This window comes from Cutibacterium sp. KB22876 (assembly GCF_059728865.1).
This window is the reverse complement of record NZ_AP040858.1, coordinates 999,007-1,015,885: the sequence shown is the minus strand read 5'-3', so window position 1 is coordinate 1,015,885 and position 16,879 is coordinate 999,007. Positions and strand designations below refer to the sequence as shown.

The following is a 16,879-nucleotide window of genomic DNA, read 5'->3' as shown; positions in this document are numbered from 1 at the left end:
GAAGCATTCCCTGCCCGTCAGTCGAGCTGCTGAACCTCGGCGGGCAGGTGAATGTTCTCGTCCGGCTCGGCCGTCTCGTCAACGCCTCGCGAGGACACCTTGTCGAAGAGGATCTTGATCGTCTGGATCATGATCTTGATGTCAAGGATGAGTGAGTACTGCTTGATGTAGATGAGGTCGAAGTTGAGCTTGGCTGCGAAGTCCGAGGCGTACTTGCCGTAGACCTGCGCGTAACCGGTGATGCCGGCACGCACGTTGTGGCGCAACTTGTAGTGGGCGTTCTGCTCCTGGAACTGATCGACGAAGAAAGGGCGCTCCGGGCGCGGTCCGACGATCGACATGTCGCCGATGAGCACGTTGATGAGCTGCGGGATCTCGTCGATACGCAGGCTGCGCAGGTACTTGCCGACCGGGGTGACGCGTGGGTCATCGGAGGTGGCCAGCATCGGGCCGGACTCCTTCTCGGCCGTCACCCCCATGGAGCGGAACTTGAGGATCTTGAATTCCTTGCCGTCCTTGGTGATACGGGTCTGACGGTAGAACACCGGGCCGGGAGAGCTGGCCTTCACCAGGACCGCCGTGATGAGCATGAGGGGAGAGAGGATCACCAGGGCGATCAGCGACAGAACGATGTCGAAGAACCGCTTGACGATGTCCATTTCTGCCGGGATCTTGAACGGACTGGCAGCAATAATCGTCTCGTCCTCGATCGACATGATCGTCGGATTGATGAGCATCATGTGCTCGAACGAGGTCGACATGAAGATCTCTTTATCCTCGCTCAGCAGCAAGTCGTAAATGGCAACTCGCTCGGAAGCAGGAATGTCATCGGAGACATGGGCGGTGTCGAATTCATCAATATGAGTCCGAATCTGCCCCAGGTAGTGACCACGCACCACATGGGTGAGGCGATGACGGGTCGCCTTGTTGGCCATGTAGTTCATGACGGCCCGATTGAGCATCTCCGGCGGACCGAGCAGCATCACCCGTTTAGCCCCTCGCAAGCGGCGATAGGCAACAAACTCGATGCTGCGCCACAGGAACAGCAGAACTATCCCGACCAGCAGGTTGATGAGGAGGACCGAGCGCGGGAAGGCGAACCAGCGCCCGAAGAAGGTCAGCGCCATGATGATGATCGTCACCATGACCTGGTCCACGACAGTGATGATCCCAATGTCAAGGAGCGTCTTGTTGTACAGAACATAAACGCCAGACAGAACGTTGACAATGAGGAATGCGATCACCGACGCCATCAGTGCAGCTTTTCCGTCGTCCAAATTACGCTGCGGAATAACCATCCCGAAACGCATCCAGAACGACAGGAAAATTCCAGCCACGAAGACGATGACGTCAACAAGGACCGTCACCAATTTCTGCGTGCGGTTGAAATAATCCGTCTTCACGTATTTCCTCCTCGACCCTGCTGATTACAGGGGCACGGGCTCACACTACCGGGCGAACATGCAAGCCGACCTCCGGGTCGACAAGTGGTTCCTGACCAGCAGCGATCCCGTCAATCTCCATATCCAGGTTCACGTCGACTCCGCGACGCACCAGGGCAAGGCCAATGGGGCCGTCAACATGATGAGTTGCAGACGATCCCATGACACCGACACGACGCCCACCGGCGTGGACCTCAGAGCCGATGGCCGGAAGCTCGGCGCGGGAGCCGTCAAGCTGCAGCAAGGTCAGCCGCCGCGGCGGACGTCCCAGGTTGTACACCCGGGCGACGGTCTCCTGACCGCGGTAACACCCCTTGTCGAGATGGGTACCGTACAGGCCGATCTCGTTGGGGATGGTGCGCTCGTCCGTGTCGATGCCGATACGAGGAATCCCAGCGGCGATGCGCAGCGCCTCCCATGCCAGCACACCGACCTGTTCGACCTCGTCGGGGGCGGGAGTATCAGACGGGAGGATGACTTCGTGTCCACCAGCCACCTCGGAATCAAGGATGACGGCATCCGTCGGCGTCGTAACCCGCGAGGCGAACCAGCGAACGGTCATGTCCGGTCGCAGAGCCACCTCGACGCGCATCATGAAACGCATCGAGTCCAGCCAGGCGACCAGATCGGCTCCCCGTCCAGGCTCGGTCCAACCCCAGAAGGTTTCGCCGTCGTCAACACCGTGCATGACATGCTCAACGTGACCGGTCGGTGACAGCACCAGACTCGTCGTCGTGAGCCCAGGCTCCAGACCGTCGAGGTATTGGGAGGTCAACGAGTGCAACCATCCCAGTCGGTCAGCTCCAGTGACCGTGAATACCTCACGGTTGGACAGCTCCAACCATCCGCCACCGTCAGTCATCAACCGCTGCTCGGCGACTGGATTGGCAACGTGAGAGACCAGACCGGCGTCGGGTCCGTCGGTCAGCAGCACGGGGGCAGCCATCTCAGGCCCTCTTGAGGCGAGCCCACATGTAGGGCTGCAGCGGAGCTTCCGTGGTTGCACGATCGAAGGTCCACAGCAGGTCTCCCTCGACCTGGCCGTAGAGACGCTGACCACCGGTGTAGGGCACCAGGGCGTCCTCGGTGCGGGCGACGGCGTCGGTGACGAGCTCGATCTTGGCTCCGTCGATGTTTCCGGTCCAGACCTCGGCCCAGCCCTCCGGGGCGACCATCAGGACGTCAATCTTGCGGGTGTCGACGTTGGGACGCCAGAAACCGGTCTCCATACGCAGCGGAGCAGCCGGGGTGCCGTCGGGGTTCATGGTGAAGGTCTGGCAGATGTAGTGCAGGTAATCCCCGCCGTTCTCGGTGAAGTCGACCTGACACCCGAAGCTGAACTCACCGTCCTCGGGGGTGCTGCCGTGTCCTTCACCTTCCCAGTGGCCGATCATCCAGGCCACGGGCATGAGATCACGATTCAGGTCGTCAGGAATCTGGAAGGGCATGGGTCCTCGTGTCGGGTAGGAGTTTCGTCAGGAACTGAAAGCTGCGGATTCAGCCGCGCCAGACTGCAACGAGAACTCGCGTCACAGCAACGAGCGGCAACACGGCGCCTATCACGGCGACAGTCACCAGAACCACGAGATCAGCTACAGCCACACACTGATTCTACGAGGTTCGCTCCGTAGACTCGATTCCGTGCGAGTCGTCATTCAGAGAGCAAACAGTGCAGAGGTCACCGTCGAGGGTCAAGCGGTCGGAACCCTGCCCAGTCCCGGACTCGTCGTGCTGGTGGGAGTGACCGGCACCGACACCGCTGCCGACGCCGAGAAACTCGCCGAGAAGATCTGGGGTCTGCGCATCCTTGATGACGAGAAGTCAGCCAGCGACATCGATGCTCCGGTCCTTGTCGTCAGCCAGTTCACCCTCTATGCAAGCACGCGGAAGGGGCGTCGGCCGTCGTGGAACGCGGCCGCGCCCGGCCCCGTCTCGGAGCCTCTGATCGACCACTTCGTTTCCCACTTGCGCGGGCTGGGTGCGCATGTCGAGACCGGTGTTTTCGGCGCCGACATGAAGGTCAACCTGGTCAACGACGGCCCGATGACGATCCTCATCGACACCGACGACTGGCGCTGAACCTGCCTGTCAGCCCTCCTCGTAAACCTGGACTGAGGAGATGAGGACGGAGTCGCGAGTTGGCTCCCCAAGCAGCCCCGGCTCGGTCGTGGCAATGATGGTCAGAGTGATGTCCCCCTTGACGGCGTGTGGGGGGATCATGACCTTCTGGATCGACTCATCGTCATCGGTGAAATCCTGGTCGAACCACGTGCCGTCCGGCAGCTTCCAGCGCACCGTCCGCACCCGCCGGTACTGCGGATACAGGTTGACGTCGCCGTAGACCTTGGCATAGCCGTTGATCAATCCGACCCCCACTATCCGGGACGGCCGCGGCATGGTCAGGGTGATCTGTTGACCTTCGCCGGATCCATTGCATCGCCAGGCCGTCTGCGGTTTGTCGTCGACCACGTACTCGGAGTCGTACCTCACCAGGTGATGTTCGGAGTCGACGGCCGGATCGGACACACACGAGGCCGTCGCCTTGAGACCACGAATGGGCCTGCCCGGACCCTGGTAGGGCATCGCTGCCGAGATCGTCGCCGCAGGCGAGGACTGGGTCGTCGCCGCCTTGACCGCGCCGGTACCGTCGCGGGACTGGGTGATGAAGGTGCCCAGCACCAAACCGACGACGAGGGCTGCCGCGACCATCAATGTCCAGACGGGGAACCGATGCCGCCGTACAGCTGCGGCCGCTCCGGTGACGCGGGCGTGACCGACGACGACGCTTGGTCCAGTGTCATCGTTGATGACACGAACCGACCCACTTGTCGTCGTGCTGGCAGAACTGTCCCCTGTGGCAGCGTGCCGCGGGGCTGAATCTGACGACTCGGACGACGGTTCGGACTCGTCCGCACGGCGGGGCTCATCCGGTCCGGACTTCTCCTCGTCCGGACGGAACCACTCGTCAGGCATCCTCGTCACTCCAGCTATGGTAGTGCTGACATCATGAGACGGCCTAGATGGCCGTGGGATGATGGGGTGCATCACGGCTCTGGCTCTTAGACGACATGGAGGGCATCCGGATGGCACGACTGTCCCTGCTTGGTCCCCTGGACGCCCCGCTTCCCCAGGCCCTGGAACTGCTTCCACACAGCATCATCCGCTACGACGACATACAGGAATGTCTGTCCCATCTGGAGGGAGTCGACATCGTCCTGGTCGACTGCCATGACGAACCTGCCAAGGCCCGGGAGGCGTGCCTGCGGCTGTCATGTCATGAGAGACGAGTCCCGATCCTCTTGCTGGCTGCCCCGGACACCCTGTCGGTCATCAGTCCCGACTGGGGGATGGACGATTTCCTCTGTGACTCGGCCACCCCACTCGAGGCAGAGACCCGACTGCGCTGCCTGTTCACCGTCCAGGTGACCAACCAGCTTGTCGCGGGACCGTTCACCGTTGACGAGGACGGTTACACCGCCACCGTCGGAGGCAAGGATCTCGACCTCACCTATACCGAGTTCGAGCTCTTGAAATACCTCGTCGGTCACCCCGGGAGAGTGCTCACTCGCGACATCTTGCTGTCGGACGTGTGGGGATACGACTATTACGGCGGCACCCGAACTGTTGACGTACACATCCGTCGTCTGCGAGCCAAGGTCGGCCCGGAGTACGAGGGACACATCCAGACGGTGCGATCTGTCGGGTACCGATTCCAGGCTGAACGCTGAGTTCATTCGCATGTTCTCGGAGCGGACGCCGGGTTGCATCCGCCGTGGACAGCTATCGTCAGATAGATTGTGTCCTGCTACGCCCACCACGTCGCGGGCGGACAGGTCTCCAAGGAGTGTGTCCATGGCCAAGAAGTCCAACCCCGGAGTGTCCCCGACTCCTACCGACGAGCTGCCGGAGGATCGCTACAGCGATCGCGAGCTGTCATGGCTCGCCTTCAACGAGCGGGTGCTGGATCTTGCCCGAGATGCCGAGCGCATTCCACTGCTGGAACGGGCGAAGTTTCTGGCCATCTTCTCGTCCAATCTTGACGAGTTCTTCATGGTGCGCGTCGCTGGCCTCAAACGCCGTATCGACGCCGGGGTCGCCGTCCCATCAGTTGCCGGTCTGCTGCCGCGCGAACTCCATGACGCGATCCTCGCTCGGACCCACGAGCTTGTCGCCGAGCAATCCCGCGTCTTCGCCGAGGAAGTCCGTCCAGGCCTGGCCGCCGAGGGCATCGAGATCCTGCGCTGGTCGGAGCTGACCGACGACGAGAAGGGCCGGATGCGCACCCTCTTCTCGGAGCGGATCTTCCCGATTCTCACCCCGCTGGCCGTCGATCCGTCGCACCCCTTCCCCTACATCCGCGGCCTGTCGATCAACCTGGCCGTCATGCTGGCCAACCCCATCACCGGGGCCGAGCAGTTCGCCCGGGTCAAGGTGCCGTCGGTGCTACCTCGTCTGGTCAACCTGGGTGCAGGACGATTCCTCCCCCTCGAGGAGATCATCAGCCGTCACCTGGACCAGTTGTTCACCGGCATGCATGTGCTGCAGCACACCACCTTCCGCGTCACACGCAACGAGGACCTCGAGGTCGAGGAGGACGACGCCGAAAACCTGCTCTTCGCCCTCGAGAAGGAGCTGCTGCGCCGCAAGGTGGGACGTCCCCCGGTACGCCTCGAGGTGCAGGACGACATCACCGACGAGATGCTCACCCTGCTCACCCGTGAGCTCGACATCAAGGACAAGGAGGTCTTCCGGCTTCCTTCCCCACTTGATCTCACCGGCCTGTTCTCCCTGGCCGACGTCGACCGTGACGACCTGTCCTACCCGAACTTCCTGCCCATCACCCATCCGCACCTGGCCGAGGTCGAGACAGCTCGCCCGGCAGACATGTTTGCGGCCATTCGTCGTCGTGACGTCCTGGTGCACCACCCGTACGACTCCTTCGCCACCAGCGTGCAGAGGTTCATCGAGCAGGCCGCCCACGATCCTCAGGTCTTGGCCATCAAGCAGACCCTGTACCGCACCTCTGGCGACTCCCCCATCATCGACGCCCTCGTTGACGCCGCTGAGGCCGGCAAGCAGGTGTTGGCCGTCGTGGAGATCAAGGCCAGATTCGACGAGCAGGCCAACATCACCTGGGCGCGGGTACTGGAACGTGCCGGAGTCCACGTCGTCTACGGCATGGTCGGCCTCAAGACCCATTGCAAGCTGGCTATGGCCATCCGTGACGAGGGCGAGGGACTGCGTCGTTACGCCCACATCGGCACTGGCAACTACAACCCCAAGACCGCTCGTCAGTACGAGGACCTGGGACTGCTGACGTCCAATCCGATCATTACCGAGGACGTCGCGAGGCTCTTCAACCACCTGTCCGGGATGACCGCCGAGAAGCGTTACCGCCGACTGCTGGTGGCCCCCGAGAGCATCCGCAGCGGCATCATCGACGCCATCGAGCACGAAATCGAGAACAAGAAGGCTGGTCTGCCTGCCGGTGTGAAGATCAAGGTCAACTCGATCGTCGACGAGCGCGTCATTGACGCCCTCTACCGGGCCTCTCGCGCCGGGGTGCCGGTGGACCTGTGGGTACGCGGCATCTGCGCCATCCGTCCTGGGGTGCCCGGTTTGAGCGAGAACATTCGCGTCGTCTCGGTGTTGGGACGGTTCCTCGAACACTCTCGTGTCTTCTGGTTCGCCAACGGTGGTCGTCCGATGGTCGCCATTGGGTCGGCCGATCTCATGCACCGCAACCTCGACCGCCGCGTGGAAGCCCTCGTCGGGTTGTCGAACAAGCAACACGTGGCAGAGGTCGAAGAGTTGTTCGAGAGGGCCTTCGACCCGGGGACGGTGTCCTGGCACCTGCAGGACCGCACCTGGACCGAGGTCTCCCGCGGGCCCGACGGCACGGTGCTGGCCGACCTTCAGGAAGAACTCATCCGACGAACCCGCGACAGGAGGCGATGAGCCGAGATGGGAGGACACAAGGGGCCTATCCAGGCCGCTGGTGCCGTCGTGTTTCGTGACGTCGACGGCACCGAGGGCGCCCGCGAGGTGCTCGTCGTCCATCGTCCCGACTATGACGACTTCTCCCTGCCCAAGGGAAAGGTCGAACGGGGAGAGGATCTCCCCATCACCGCCGTCCGCGAGGTGGCCGAGGAAACCGGAATCGACATTCGGTTGTCGATGCCCCTGCAACCCACCGAGTACACCGTCAAGTACTCCACCGCCAGCGGCAAACCGAAGAGACGCGCAAAGGTGGTGTCATGGTGGCTTGGGGTTGCCGTCGGCGGATCAATCGAGGAGGCAACCGCCAGCCCGGAAGAGATTGACGGTGCTTTTTGGATGCCCACGGACCAAGCTCTGGAACAACTCAGTTATCCCACTGACGTCCAAGTCCTCGAGGAAGCCCTCGAGCTACCGTCGACCTCGACGATCATCCTGGTGCGCCATGGCAAGGCCGTGTCGCGCAAGGAATGGAGTTCTCGCAAGAAGAAGACGGCCACGGACGCCAAGCGTCCGTTGGAAAGGCGTGGCCGTCGTCAGGCCAGGGCGTTGATTGACCTGCTCGGCGCCTTTGGGGTGTCTCACCTTGTCAGCTCGTCGTCCACTCGATGCATGCAAACCCTCAAGCCGTACGCCGAGAACATTGGGGCCGACATCGTCGCGATCGACGCGCTGAGCGAGGAGGCTCACGCGGCCGATTCAGCCAAGACCGTGTCCGCCATGAGAAAAATCGCTGGTCGTGCCCTCTCCGACCCGTCACGTCCAGTCGCGGTGTGCGGCCACCGACCAGTCCTACCGACCATGCGGGACGCCCTCGGTGGGGCGAATCACCCCATGTCAACCGCAGAATGCCTGATCGTTCACCTGGATGAGGCGGGACACACAATCAGCCAGGAGTGGTACTCCTCAAAATACTGACACAGGAGGTCACCTTCGGGCCCCTGAGTGACTCCCTTCAATCGGGATGCCGCCGGTATTCATCTTGCGTTCACCTTGACGCGGTTGTTGCGACATTTTCAAACCCTAGCGTCATCCCTGTACCAAGGACCGCAACGGCGGCTCTAGGAGATCACTCGAAAAGGATGTGCCGTGACGAACCGTCTCGCCAAAATCACTGCCCTGGCTGCTATTGGCGCCATCTCCCTCACCGCTTGTGGCGCCAACGGCGACAAGGGCTCCAGCTCCGCCTCGTCATCCGAGGCCACTTCGGCTGCTGCTTCCTCCGCCAGCTCGGCGAACAACGCTGACGCCGCCTCGTTCAAGCCGGCCTGCCCCGGTGGCAACATTTCCGGCGCTGGCTCCTCGGCTCAGCTGAACGCCATCAACCAGGTCATCTCTGACTACAAGGCCGCTTGCTCCTCGGCCACCATCAACTACTCCCCCACCGGCTCCGGCGCCGGTGTGAAGTCCTTCATCGGCAAGCAGACCGACTGGGCCGGCTCCGACTCCGTCCTCAACAAGGACAAGGGCGAGCCTGACAAGGCCAAGCAGCGCTGCAACGCCGATCCGTGGCACCTCCCGATGGCTGCCGGCCCGATTGCCGTGGTCTACAACGTTGACGGGGTCAAGGATCTGACCCTCTCGACCCCGACCCTCGCCAAGATCTTCTCCGGCGCCATCAAGAAGTGGGACGACCCGGCCATCAAGAAGGAGAATCCCTCCGCCAAGCTGCCGTCCGCCCAAATCGAGGTCTTCTACCGCAAGGACGAGTCGGGCACCACTGACAACTTCACCAAGTTCCTCAACAAGGCCGCTGGTGACATCTGGACCGAGAAGCACTCCAAGACCTGGAAGGGCGCTGGCAAGGGTGCTGACAAGTCGGCCGGCATCGCTCAGGCTGTCAAGGAGACCAAGAACTCGATCTCCTACGACGAGTGGTCCTACGCCACCAAGAACAAGCTCGACATGGCTGCCATCGACAACGGCAACGGCCCGGTCAAGCTGACCGGTGAGTCCGCTGGTAAGGCCATCTCGGCCGCCAAGGTCGCTGGCCAGGGCAACGACCTGCAGCTCGAGCTCCAGTACAAGGACACCCCGGCTGGCGTGTACCCCGCCGTTCTGGTGACCTACGAGATCGCTTGCTCCAAGGGCCAGGATGCCGGAAAGACCGCCCTCCTGAAGGACTTCCTCTCCTTCTACGCTTCCGAGAAGGAGCAGAAGAAGATCCAGGACCTCGGTTACGCTCCGCTACCTTCCGATGTTGCCTCGAAGGTTCTGACCGCCGCTCAGGCTCTCTCCTGATCGACTTCGCCGGGTAATTTGGTCCCGGTGCTCTGGGGCGGGAGGACGCACGACGCCCTCCCGCCCCAACCCACGAAAACAACCATGAACGCGACGAAGGAAGCCCATGGCTGAAACCACATCGACGGCGCAGCGGAAGCCAACAGCCGCGTCTCGCATGAAGCCGGTGTCCAGGGTCGGGGACAGGATTTTCGCCGGCGCCTCGTCGGTCATCGCCATTGCGCTGGCCATCATCGTCATCCTGATGTTCATCTTCCTCATCAAGACGGCGGCACCGACCCTGTCGGCCAACACCGACAACTTCTTCACCTCTCGTGCCTGGACGACCGACCGGAATCCGCCGGCCTTTGGTATTCAGGCCCTGCTGTGGACGACGGTCATCTCGTCCCTGCTCGCACTGCTCATTGCTGTTCCCCTCTCGGTGGGCATCGCCCTGTTCATCACCCAGCTGGCGCCCAAGAAGCTCGCCAGCCCCGTCGCCTTCGTCGTCGATCTGCTGGCCGCTGTGCCCTCGATCGTCTTCGGCCTGTGGGGCGGCATCGTCTTCGGGTCGTCGGGCATCGTCAACGGTCTGCGTCACGCCATCATCGCAGTACTCGGCTGGATCCCGATCTTCTCGGAGGACCCGGCCTGGTCCTCCGCCACCGGCACGGTCTACCTCGCCAGCCTGGTGCTGGCCATCATGATCCTGCCGATCATCACCGCCGTCAGCCGCGACGTCATGGCCCAGACCCCGCACGATCAGATCGAGGCTGCGCTGGCCCTGGGGTCGACGCGCTGGGAAGTCATCAAGCTCGCAGTGCTCCCCCACTCCCGCTCCGGAATCATCTCTGGAGCCATGCTCGGTCTGGGACGTGCCCTCGGCGAGACACTGGCCGTCACCCTGATCCTGCAGACGATCAGCCCCATGGCCCTCAAGCAGAAGCTCAACCTGTCGATCTTCGTCGGCGGCGAGACCTTCGCCTCGAAGATCGCCGGTAACTTCTCCGAGGCCATCAGCGACCCCACCTCGTTGGGTGCCCTGGTGGCGTCGGCCCTGGCCCTGTTCGTCATCACCTTCGTGGTCAACGCGGCTGCCCGCCTGATCGCGGCGAAGGGAGTCAAGCGATGAGCGCCACCACCCCTGATCACATCCCCGCACACTCCGAGGGGGTGCCCGAGGTCGGCAAGCTGGACCTCTCCCGTCCGTCCGGCAAGCGGACCACGAAGAGCGGTTGCGCCTCGGTCTTCATGATCGTCGCCACCCTGCTTGCCGTCATCCCGCTGGTCTGGTTGTTGTTCGCGGCCGTCCGACGCGGTATCGGCTCCCTCTTCCATGCCTCCTGGTGGACCCACTCGATGGACCCGGCCTGGGACCTCGTCGAGCAGGGGGCCATCCACGCCCTCGTCGGAACCATCGAGATCGGTCTCATCACCTCGATCATCTCCGTGCCGATCGCTCTGCTGACCGCCATCTTCCTGGTGGAGTACGCGCGGGGCACCAAGATCGCCAAGGTCGTCAGCTTCGCCGTCGACGTCCTGACGGGTGTACCGTCCATCGTCGCGGCCCTGTTCATCTTCGCCATGGTCGTCACCACCCTCGGCGGAACTCAGTCGGCCTGGGCATCCTCCCTGGCCCTCATGATCCTCATGGTGCCGACGGTGCTGCGATCCACCGAGGAGATGCTCAAGCTGGTGCCGGACTCGTTGCGCGAGGCCTCCTTCGCCCTGGGCGTCTCCAAGTGGAAGACGATCATGAAGGTCGTTCTGCCGACCTCGATGACCGGCATTCTTACCGGCGTCGTGCTCGGCCTGGCCCGAGTCATGGGAGAGACGGCACCGCTCATCGTGTTGCTGCAGTTCAACACTGAGTTGACCTTCAACCCGTCGACCCCGAACTTCGCAACCCTGCCAACCGTCATCACGAACGCCTACACCCAGGGCGGCGTGGACACCCCGGTCGTATGGGGCGCTGCGATCACCCTGATCATCCTCGTCATGGGACTCAACCTCATTGCCCGTGGCATCTCCCGCCGCTACATGCGTCGCATGGGCAAGTGACACGAAAGAGAGCTGAATATGGCAAAGCGGATCGAGGTCAAGGACCTCAACATCTACTACGGCTCCTTCCACGCCGTTGAGTCGGTGAACCTGACCGTCGAGCCCCGTACCGTGACGGCTTTCATCGGCCCGTCCGGTTGTGGCAAGTCGACCGTGCTGCGGACCCTCAACCGCATGCACGAGGTCATCCCCGGTGCCTACTGCACCGGCAAGGTGGAGCTCGACGGCGTCGATCTCTACGGCAAGGGCGTCGACCCGGTGGCCGTGCGACGCAATATCGGCATGGTTTTCCAGCGAGCGAACCCGTTCCCGGCGATGTCAATTCGCGACAACGTCGTGGCCGGTCTGAAGCTCAATGGCGTACGCGACAACAAGCTGCTCGACGAGGCCTGCGAGAAGTCACTGCGCGGCGCCAACCTGTGGGACGAGGTCAAGGATCGCCTGGAGCGCTCCGGTGCCTCCCTGTCTGGTGGTCAGCAGCAGCGTCTGTGCATCGCCCGCGCCATCGCCGTCGAGCCGGAGGTTCTACTCATGGACGAGCCCTGCTCGGCCCTGGACCCGATCTCGACCCTGGCCATCGAGGACCTTGTCGGAGAGCTCAAGGAGCGCTTCACCGTGGTCATCGTGACCCACAACATGCAGCAGGCCGCTCGTGTCTCCGACCAGACCGCCTTCTTCAACCTCAAGGCCCAGGGAGAACCTGGCCGCCTCGTCGAGATCGACCGCACCGACAAGATCTTCTCCAACCCGAAGGAGAAGGCCACCGAGGATTACATCTCCGGTCGTTTCGGCTGAGTCGACCCACCCGTCATCTCGAAGCCCCGAGGCAACACGCCCCGGGGCTTCGTCGTCTTCCTCCTGCTGGCAAGGGGTTGTACGCCCAATGACACATGGTCCTTACGTTGCTGGATTTTCCTTCTCAGGGTTGACTAACCTAACAAGGCATTGTCACGGTACCAAGGAGAATTCATGTTCCCGTCCCCCATATCGAGGCGCACCATCCTCGCATCGTCTCTCGGCCTCGGTGCCGCCGCAGCTCTGGCCGGTTGTAGCAAGGACACTGACACCTCGCCCAGTGGCGCGAACCAGCACTCGTCAGCCACCAAGGGGTTCCCGGTGAGGATCAAGCATGCCTGGGGCGAGACTGTGGTGAAGTCTCCTGCAACCCGCATTGCCACCACTGGGTGGGCTGGTCAGGATGCCGTCCTGGCCATCGGACTGGTTCCCGTCGGCATGCCGAAAGCCACTTATGGCGATCCCTCCGGAAAGGGGATGCACACATGGGTGGCTGATGCCCTGGCCAAGCTCAATGCGACCGGCGACAAGGCGCCCAAGCTCTACGACGAGACCAGCGACACCGACGCCGCCGCCATCGCAGCGACCCAACCTGATCTCGTCAGCGGCCTCAACTCCGGGATGACCAAGGAGCAGTACGACAAGCTCTCCAAGATCGCCCCCACCCTTCCCTACCTCGAAAAGGCGTGGAGCATCGACTGGCGTACCCACCTGCGCACCATCGCCGAGGTCGTCGGAAAGGCCGACAAGGCCGAAGAGGTCATCATGTCCTGCGAGAAGTCGATCGCTGACGCCTTGGCTGCGCACCCCGACGTCAAGGGACTCACCGCTGGAATGTTCTATTTCGACGTCAAGAAGCTCTCGGAGATCTCGGTTTACACCAAGGGCGACTCTCGTGCTGACTACCTCACCGACCTCGGCTTCAAGGCGCCGTCATCAATCCAGAAGCTGTCGGCGGAGTCGAAGCAGTTCTACACCACGGCTTCGGCGGAGAAGGCCGACATGTTCAATGACGTCGACCTCATCGTCTGCTACGGAGATCCCAAAACCCTTCCCGGTCTGCTCGCCAAGCACCCGTTGCTCTCGAAGATCACCGCTGTGCGCAAGGGAGCAGTGGCCGTTCTCGAGGACAACTCCCCGCTCGCGGCATCGATGTCTGCCAGTGCCTTGTCCATCCCCGGTCAGGTGGGACCGCTCGTCGAGCGACTGGCCGAAGCGGCCACGAAGGCGAAGGCGTGACACCACGGAGGGGATGGACCCTGCTCGTCGTCACCGTCCTGCTCGCCTGTCTGTGCGCGGCCTCGGTGATGGTGGGTTCACGATCCATCCCGCTCCATGATCTGTGGACGACCCTGAGACAGCCGTCCGCTGACCCCTTTGTCGCCGAGGTCATCCGCTCACGCGTTCCACGCACGGTTCTCGGCCTGGTGTCCGGAGCCGCCCTCGCACTCTCCGGCGCCCTCATGCAGGCGCTGACCCGCAATCCCCTGGCCGATCCAGGAATTCTCGGCATCAACTCCGGGGCCGCTCTCGCTGTCCTCGTCGGTATCGCCCACCTGGGCCTGACGGCACCAATCCAGTACGTCTGGCTGGCCGTTGCCGGGGCTACCGCAGCTGCCGCCCTGGTCTGGCTCATCGGAGCCGGAAGCCGCAGCCGGCCAACTCCCGTCCGACTGGCACTGGCCGGAGCCATCGTCACCGCCGTCCTCACCGGTTTCATTCAGATGGTGTTGTTACCTCACCCGAACCTGCTGCAATCCTTCCGAACCTGGCAGGCAGGATCCCTCAGCGGACCCAATCTGGGACAGATCGCGACGGTGTCTCCTCTGCTCCTCGTCGGAGTGGTGCTGGCTGCCATCAGCGCCCCAGGCCTGAACACCCTCGCGCTGGGAGAAGACCTGGCAGCGGGCCTGGGGACGCGAGTGACTGTCGTCCGGGTGACGTCATCGGTGGCCGCCGTCCTGCTGGCAGCTGGAACCACGGCGCTGACGGGTCCCATCGGGTTCGTGGGGCTCATCGCCCCTCACGCCGTGCGGGCCGTCGTCGGCCCGGACAATCGGCGGGTGCTGGCATGGTGTGCCATCTGCGGACCCGTTCTGGTGCTGGCGTCCGACGTCCTGGGACGCGTCATCACTCGGCCTGCCGACGTCGCGGTGGGAATCGTCACCGCAATCATCGGAGCTCCGGTGTTCATCGCCCTGATCCGTTGCCGGGAGGTGAGACAACGATGAGCGCGCTTGCTCTCGTGCGGCAGGGGCGACGGCACCGCCGCCTGCGTCGTGGTCTGGTCGTGACCATCTTGTCGGTGGCAACTGTCGCCGCTTTCATTGCCAGCCTGTGCCTTGGCGAGCAGATGTACTCGCCGTCACAAGTCGTCGACGCTCTCCGCGGGCAGGTCGGCCCGGCATCCTTCATCATCGGTGACCTCCGTCTCCCACGCACCATTGCCGGACTTCTCTGTGGCGCTGCATTTGGCCTTGTCGGAGCATTGTTCCAGGCCCTGCTGCGCAACACGTTGGCAAGCCCTGACGTCATCGGGATCACGGCCGGGGCCAACACTGCCGCGGTAGCTGGAATCATCGTGCTCGGATGGTCCGGCCTGCAGCTGACGTGTCTGGCCGTCGCGGGAGCGATCGTAACGGCCGGCATCGTCGTCGGGCTTGCGCGCCACGACACATCAGGTGGCGAGCGGCTCATCCTCATGGGCATTGCGACGGGGGCTATGGCGACCGCAGGGACGATGTGGCTGATGGTCCGCGCCGATCCCAATGATGCGGCTGGGGCTGCTCGTTGGCTCGCGGGCAACCTTGCCGTGGCTTCCGCTGACCAATCCGCCACTCTCGCCGTCGTCCTTGTCATCGGCCTACCGGTGCTGCTGGCCAACTCTCGCCACCTCGGGACCATGGACGTGGGGGATGACCTGGCCACCGGGCTGGGGGTACACGTGGAGCGGACTCGTGCTCTGCTCATGATCGTCGGGGTCATCGTGCTGGCCTGCGCCACTGCCGTTGCAGGACCGATCGCCTTCGTGTCGCTGATGTGCGGACCGATTGCATTTCGACTGTGTGGCCCAGGAGATGCCCCACTCATGGCCTCCGCGCTCACTGGATCGGTCCTGGTACTGGTGTGCGACTTCGTCGGCGCCAACCTCATGTCACACACCTATCCGGTGGGGCTGGTCACCGGGATTCTGGGCGGGGTGTACCTGCTCATCGTCATGGCTCGTCAGTCTCGAAAGGAGAGTGCGTGAGAACCAGTCATCATCTGAAGGCCGACGCGGTATCGGTTGGGTACGGAGACCGCGCCGTCCTGGACCACCTCGACCTCAGCATCCCGACCGGAAGGATCGGGGCAATCATTGGCCCGAACGGTTGTGGCAAATCCACCCTGTTACGGACGATGACACGCTTGATCCGCCCCAGCAGCGGTCAGGTCGTCCTGGACGGTCAGGAGCTCCCCACTGTGCCGACCCGGCAACTCGCCCGTGTCGTCGGGTTGTTGCCGCAGTCCCCGACAGCTCCGACGACGATCACCGTCGCAGATCTGGTGGCGCGCGGACGCGCTCCTCACCAAGGAATTTTCGGACGATGGACCACCGCCGATGAGCAGGCGGTGGCGTCGGCGCTGGAACGCACTGGAATCGTCGAGCTGGCCCGACGACCGGTTGACGAGCTGTCCGGAGGTCAGCGCCAGCGAGTGTGGATCGCCATGGCCTTGGCCCAGAACACCGACGTGCTCTTCCTCGACGAACCGACGACCTACCTTGATCTGGCCCATCAGATCGACGTTCTCAGCTTGTTGCGTGACCTCAACCGCCGTGACGGGGTGACGATCGTCATGGTGCTCCATGACATCAACATGGCGGCGCGCTACTGCGACTGGTTAGTGGCCATGCGTGACGGGGAGATTCGAGCGAACGGAACCCCCACCGAGGTCATCACCGCCGACGTCATGCGAGAAGTCTTTGGCCTGCACACGCACATCATCCATGCCCCGGATGTCGGGACGCCCATCGTCATCCCGATCGACACCGTGGGGGTCGATGACGGCTGACTCGCGAGAAGCCCTCCATGGTGCGTCACTGACGTCGGGCCCTCGCCGATGGGTATGGCATCGACCGTCGCCACATCGCCTTCATGAGGTACTGGAGACAGGACAACGCTGCGATGTGAGGGTAACCGAATTCCATTTGTGAGGCACGGCTAAGATGACTGCGTCCGGCGTAGGGAACCCCGTGTGAATCGGGGGCTGACGCGCAGCGGTAAGGCGGACGAACGGGCAGACAAGCCACTGGGAAACCGGGAAGGCGCCCGTTCGGTTGAGGCCAAGTCCGAAAACCTCCTGGACCGTATCTGACCGACGGC

Annotated in this window: 16 protein-coding genes and 1 riboswitch; of the genes, 12 read left to right on the top strand and 4 right to left on the bottom strand. The window is 63.1% G+C overall.

Translation table 11 applies throughout. The features are described 5' to 3' along the window. Positions 1–17: 17 nt before the first annotated feature. From AC6I1W_RS04590 to AC6I1W_RS04580, 3 genes are read right to left on the bottom strand one after another with little or no spacing between them, the layout of a single operon-like run. Positions 18–1,403 (bottom strand): sugar transferase, encoded by a 1,386-nt coding sequence (locus tag AC6I1W_RS04590; protein WP_270236779.1) that lies wholly within the window; start codon positions 1,401–1,403, stop codon positions 18–20. Between the two features lie 40 nt (positions 1,404–1,443). After that, on the bottom strand, positions 1,444–2,388 hold the full coding sequence (gene ygfZ / locus AC6I1W_RS04585) for a CAF17-like 4Fe-4S cluster assembly/insertion protein YgfZ (RefSeq protein ID WP_270236781.1): 945 nt from the start codon (positions 2,386–2,388) through the stop codon (positions 1,444–1,446). 1 nt (position 2,389) lies between these two features. Beyond that, on the bottom strand, positions 2,390–2,890 hold the full coding sequence (locus tag AC6I1W_RS04580) for a nitrobindin family protein (RefSeq protein WP_270236783.1): 501 nt from the start codon (positions 2,888–2,890) through the stop codon (positions 2,390–2,392). Between the two features lie 193 nt (positions 2,891–3,083). Between AC6I1W_RS04580 and dtd the strand changes: the two genes are divergently transcribed. After that, entirely contained in the window at positions 3,084–3,521 is a 438-nt protein-coding gene (dtd, locus tag AC6I1W_RS04575; protein ID WP_117188915.1) for a D-aminoacyl-tRNA deacylase, read from the top strand. Positions 3,522–3,530: 9 nt separating this feature from the next. Here the strand turns inward: dtd and AC6I1W_RS04570 are convergent, their stop codons facing one another. Next, entirely contained in the window at positions 3,531–4,424 is an 894-nt protein-coding gene (locus AC6I1W_RS04570; RefSeq protein ID WP_371258439.1) for an NADase-type glycan-binding domain-containing protein, read from the bottom strand. A 101-nt stretch (positions 4,425–4,525) separates the two neighbouring features. Here AC6I1W_RS04570 and AC6I1W_RS04565 point away from each other — a divergent pair, with 101 nt between their 5' ends. From AC6I1W_RS04565 to AC6I1W_RS04515, 11 genes are all read left to right on the top strand, one after another. Next, a complete protein-coding gene (locus AC6I1W_RS04565; protein WP_249361252.1) occupies positions 4,526–5,170 on the top strand; it encodes a winged helix-turn-helix transcriptional regulator in 645 nt (214 codons plus the stop codon). 124 nt (positions 5,171–5,294) lie between these two features. Continuing rightward, a complete protein-coding gene (locus AC6I1W_RS04560) occupies positions 5,295–7,400 on the top strand; it encodes an RNA degradosome polyphosphate kinase (protein ID WP_065674278.1) in 2,106 nt (701 codons plus the stop codon). Positions 7,401–7,406: 6 nt separating this feature from the next. Beyond that, complete coding sequence (locus AC6I1W_RS04555) at positions 7,407–8,357, top strand: NUDIX hydrolase (RefSeq protein WP_065674277.1); 951 nt, start codon at positions 7,407–7,409, stop codon at positions 8,355–8,357. A 171-nt stretch (positions 8,358–8,528) separates the two neighbouring features. After that, positions 8,529–9,680, top strand: a complete 1,152-nt coding sequence (gene pstS / locus AC6I1W_RS04550) for a phosphate ABC transporter substrate-binding protein PstS (protein ID WP_063279217.1) — start codon at positions 8,529–8,531, stop codon at positions 9,678–9,680. 106 nt (positions 9,681–9,786) lie between these two features. Beyond that, complete coding sequence (pstC, locus tag AC6I1W_RS04545) at positions 9,787–10,791, top strand: phosphate ABC transporter permease subunit PstC (RefSeq protein ID WP_270236787.1); 1,005 nt, start codon at positions 9,787–9,789, stop codon at positions 10,789–10,791. Further along, positions 10,788–11,720 (top strand): phosphate ABC transporter permease PstA, encoded by a 933-nt coding sequence (gene pstA, locus AC6I1W_RS04540; RefSeq protein WP_016666955.1) that lies wholly within the window; start codon positions 10,788–10,790, stop codon positions 11,718–11,720. Before pstC ends, pstA begins: the two co-directional genes overlap by 4 nt. A gap of 18 nt (positions 11,721–11,738) precedes the next feature. Continuing rightward, positions 11,739–12,515, top strand: a complete 777-nt coding sequence (pstB, locus tag AC6I1W_RS04535) for a phosphate ABC transporter ATP-binding protein PstB (protein ID WP_016666954.1) — start codon at positions 11,739–11,741, stop codon at positions 12,513–12,515. A 174-nt stretch (positions 12,516–12,689) separates the two neighbouring features. Then, positions 12,690–13,754 (top strand): ABC transporter substrate-binding protein, encoded by a 1,065-nt coding sequence (locus AC6I1W_RS04530; RefSeq protein WP_117189018.1) that lies wholly within the window; start codon positions 12,690–12,692, stop codon positions 13,752–13,754. After that, positions 13,751–14,746, top strand: a complete 996-nt coding sequence (locus AC6I1W_RS04525) for a FecCD family ABC transporter permease (protein ID WP_065674274.1) — start codon at positions 13,751–13,753, stop codon at positions 14,744–14,746. The genes AC6I1W_RS04530 and AC6I1W_RS04525 overlap by 4 nt, the downstream gene beginning before the upstream one ends. Beyond that, entirely contained in the window at positions 14,743–15,765 is a 1,023-nt protein-coding gene (locus AC6I1W_RS04520; protein WP_065674273.1) for a FecCD family ABC transporter permease, read from the top strand. The genes AC6I1W_RS04525 and AC6I1W_RS04520 overlap by 4 nt, the downstream gene beginning before the upstream one ends. Beyond that, positions 15,762–16,568, top strand: coding sequence for an ABC transporter ATP-binding protein (locus tag AC6I1W_RS04515; protein ID WP_016666950.1), 807 nt, complete (start codon positions 15,762–15,764; stop codon positions 16,566–16,568). The genes AC6I1W_RS04520 and AC6I1W_RS04515 overlap by 4 nt, the downstream gene beginning before the upstream one ends. 148 nt (positions 16,569–16,716) lie before the next feature. Next, positions 16,717–16,875, top strand: a riboswitch (cobalamin riboswitch). Positions 16,876–16,879 lie beyond the last annotated feature (4 nt).

Excerpts from the sequence above, each read along its gene's own strand:
- AC6I1W_RS04520 (WP_065674273.1), top strand. The coding sequence starts at position 14,743 with ATGAGCGCGCTTGCTCTCGTGCGGCAGGGGCGACGGCACCGCCGCCTG.
- pstA (WP_016666955.1), top strand. The coding sequence starts at position 10,788 with ATGAGCGCCACCACCCCTGATCACATCCCCGCACACTCCGAGGGGGTG.
- ygfZ (WP_270236781.1), bottom strand. The coding sequence starts at position 2,388 with ATGGCTGCCCCCGTGCTGCTGACCGACGGACCCGACGCCGGTCTGGTC.
- AC6I1W_RS04580 (WP_270236783.1), bottom strand. The coding sequence starts at position 2,890 with ATGCCCTTCCAGATTCCTGACGACCTGAATCGTGATCTCATGCCCGTG.
- pstC (WP_270236787.1), top strand. The coding sequence starts at position 9,787 with ATGGCTGAAACCACATCGACGGCGCAGCGGAAGCCAACAGCCGCGTCT.
- AC6I1W_RS04560 (WP_065674278.1), top strand. The coding sequence starts at position 5,295 with ATGGCCAAGAAGTCCAACCCCGGAGTGTCCCCGACTCCTACCGACGAG.
- pstB (WP_016666954.1), top strand. The coding sequence starts at position 11,739 with ATGGCAAAGCGGATCGAGGTCAAGGACCTCAACATCTACTACGGCTCC.
- AC6I1W_RS04565 (WP_249361252.1), top strand. The coding sequence starts at position 4,526 with ATGGCACGACTGTCCCTGCTTGGTCCCCTGGACGCCCCGCTTCCCCAG.
- AC6I1W_RS04555 (WP_065674277.1), top strand. The coding sequence starts at position 7,407 with ATGGGAGGACACAAGGGGCCTATCCAGGCCGCTGGTGCCGTCGTGTTT.
- AC6I1W_RS04530 (WP_117189018.1), top strand. The coding sequence starts at position 12,690 with ATGTTCCCGTCCCCCATATCGAGGCGCACCATCCTCGCATCGTCTCTC.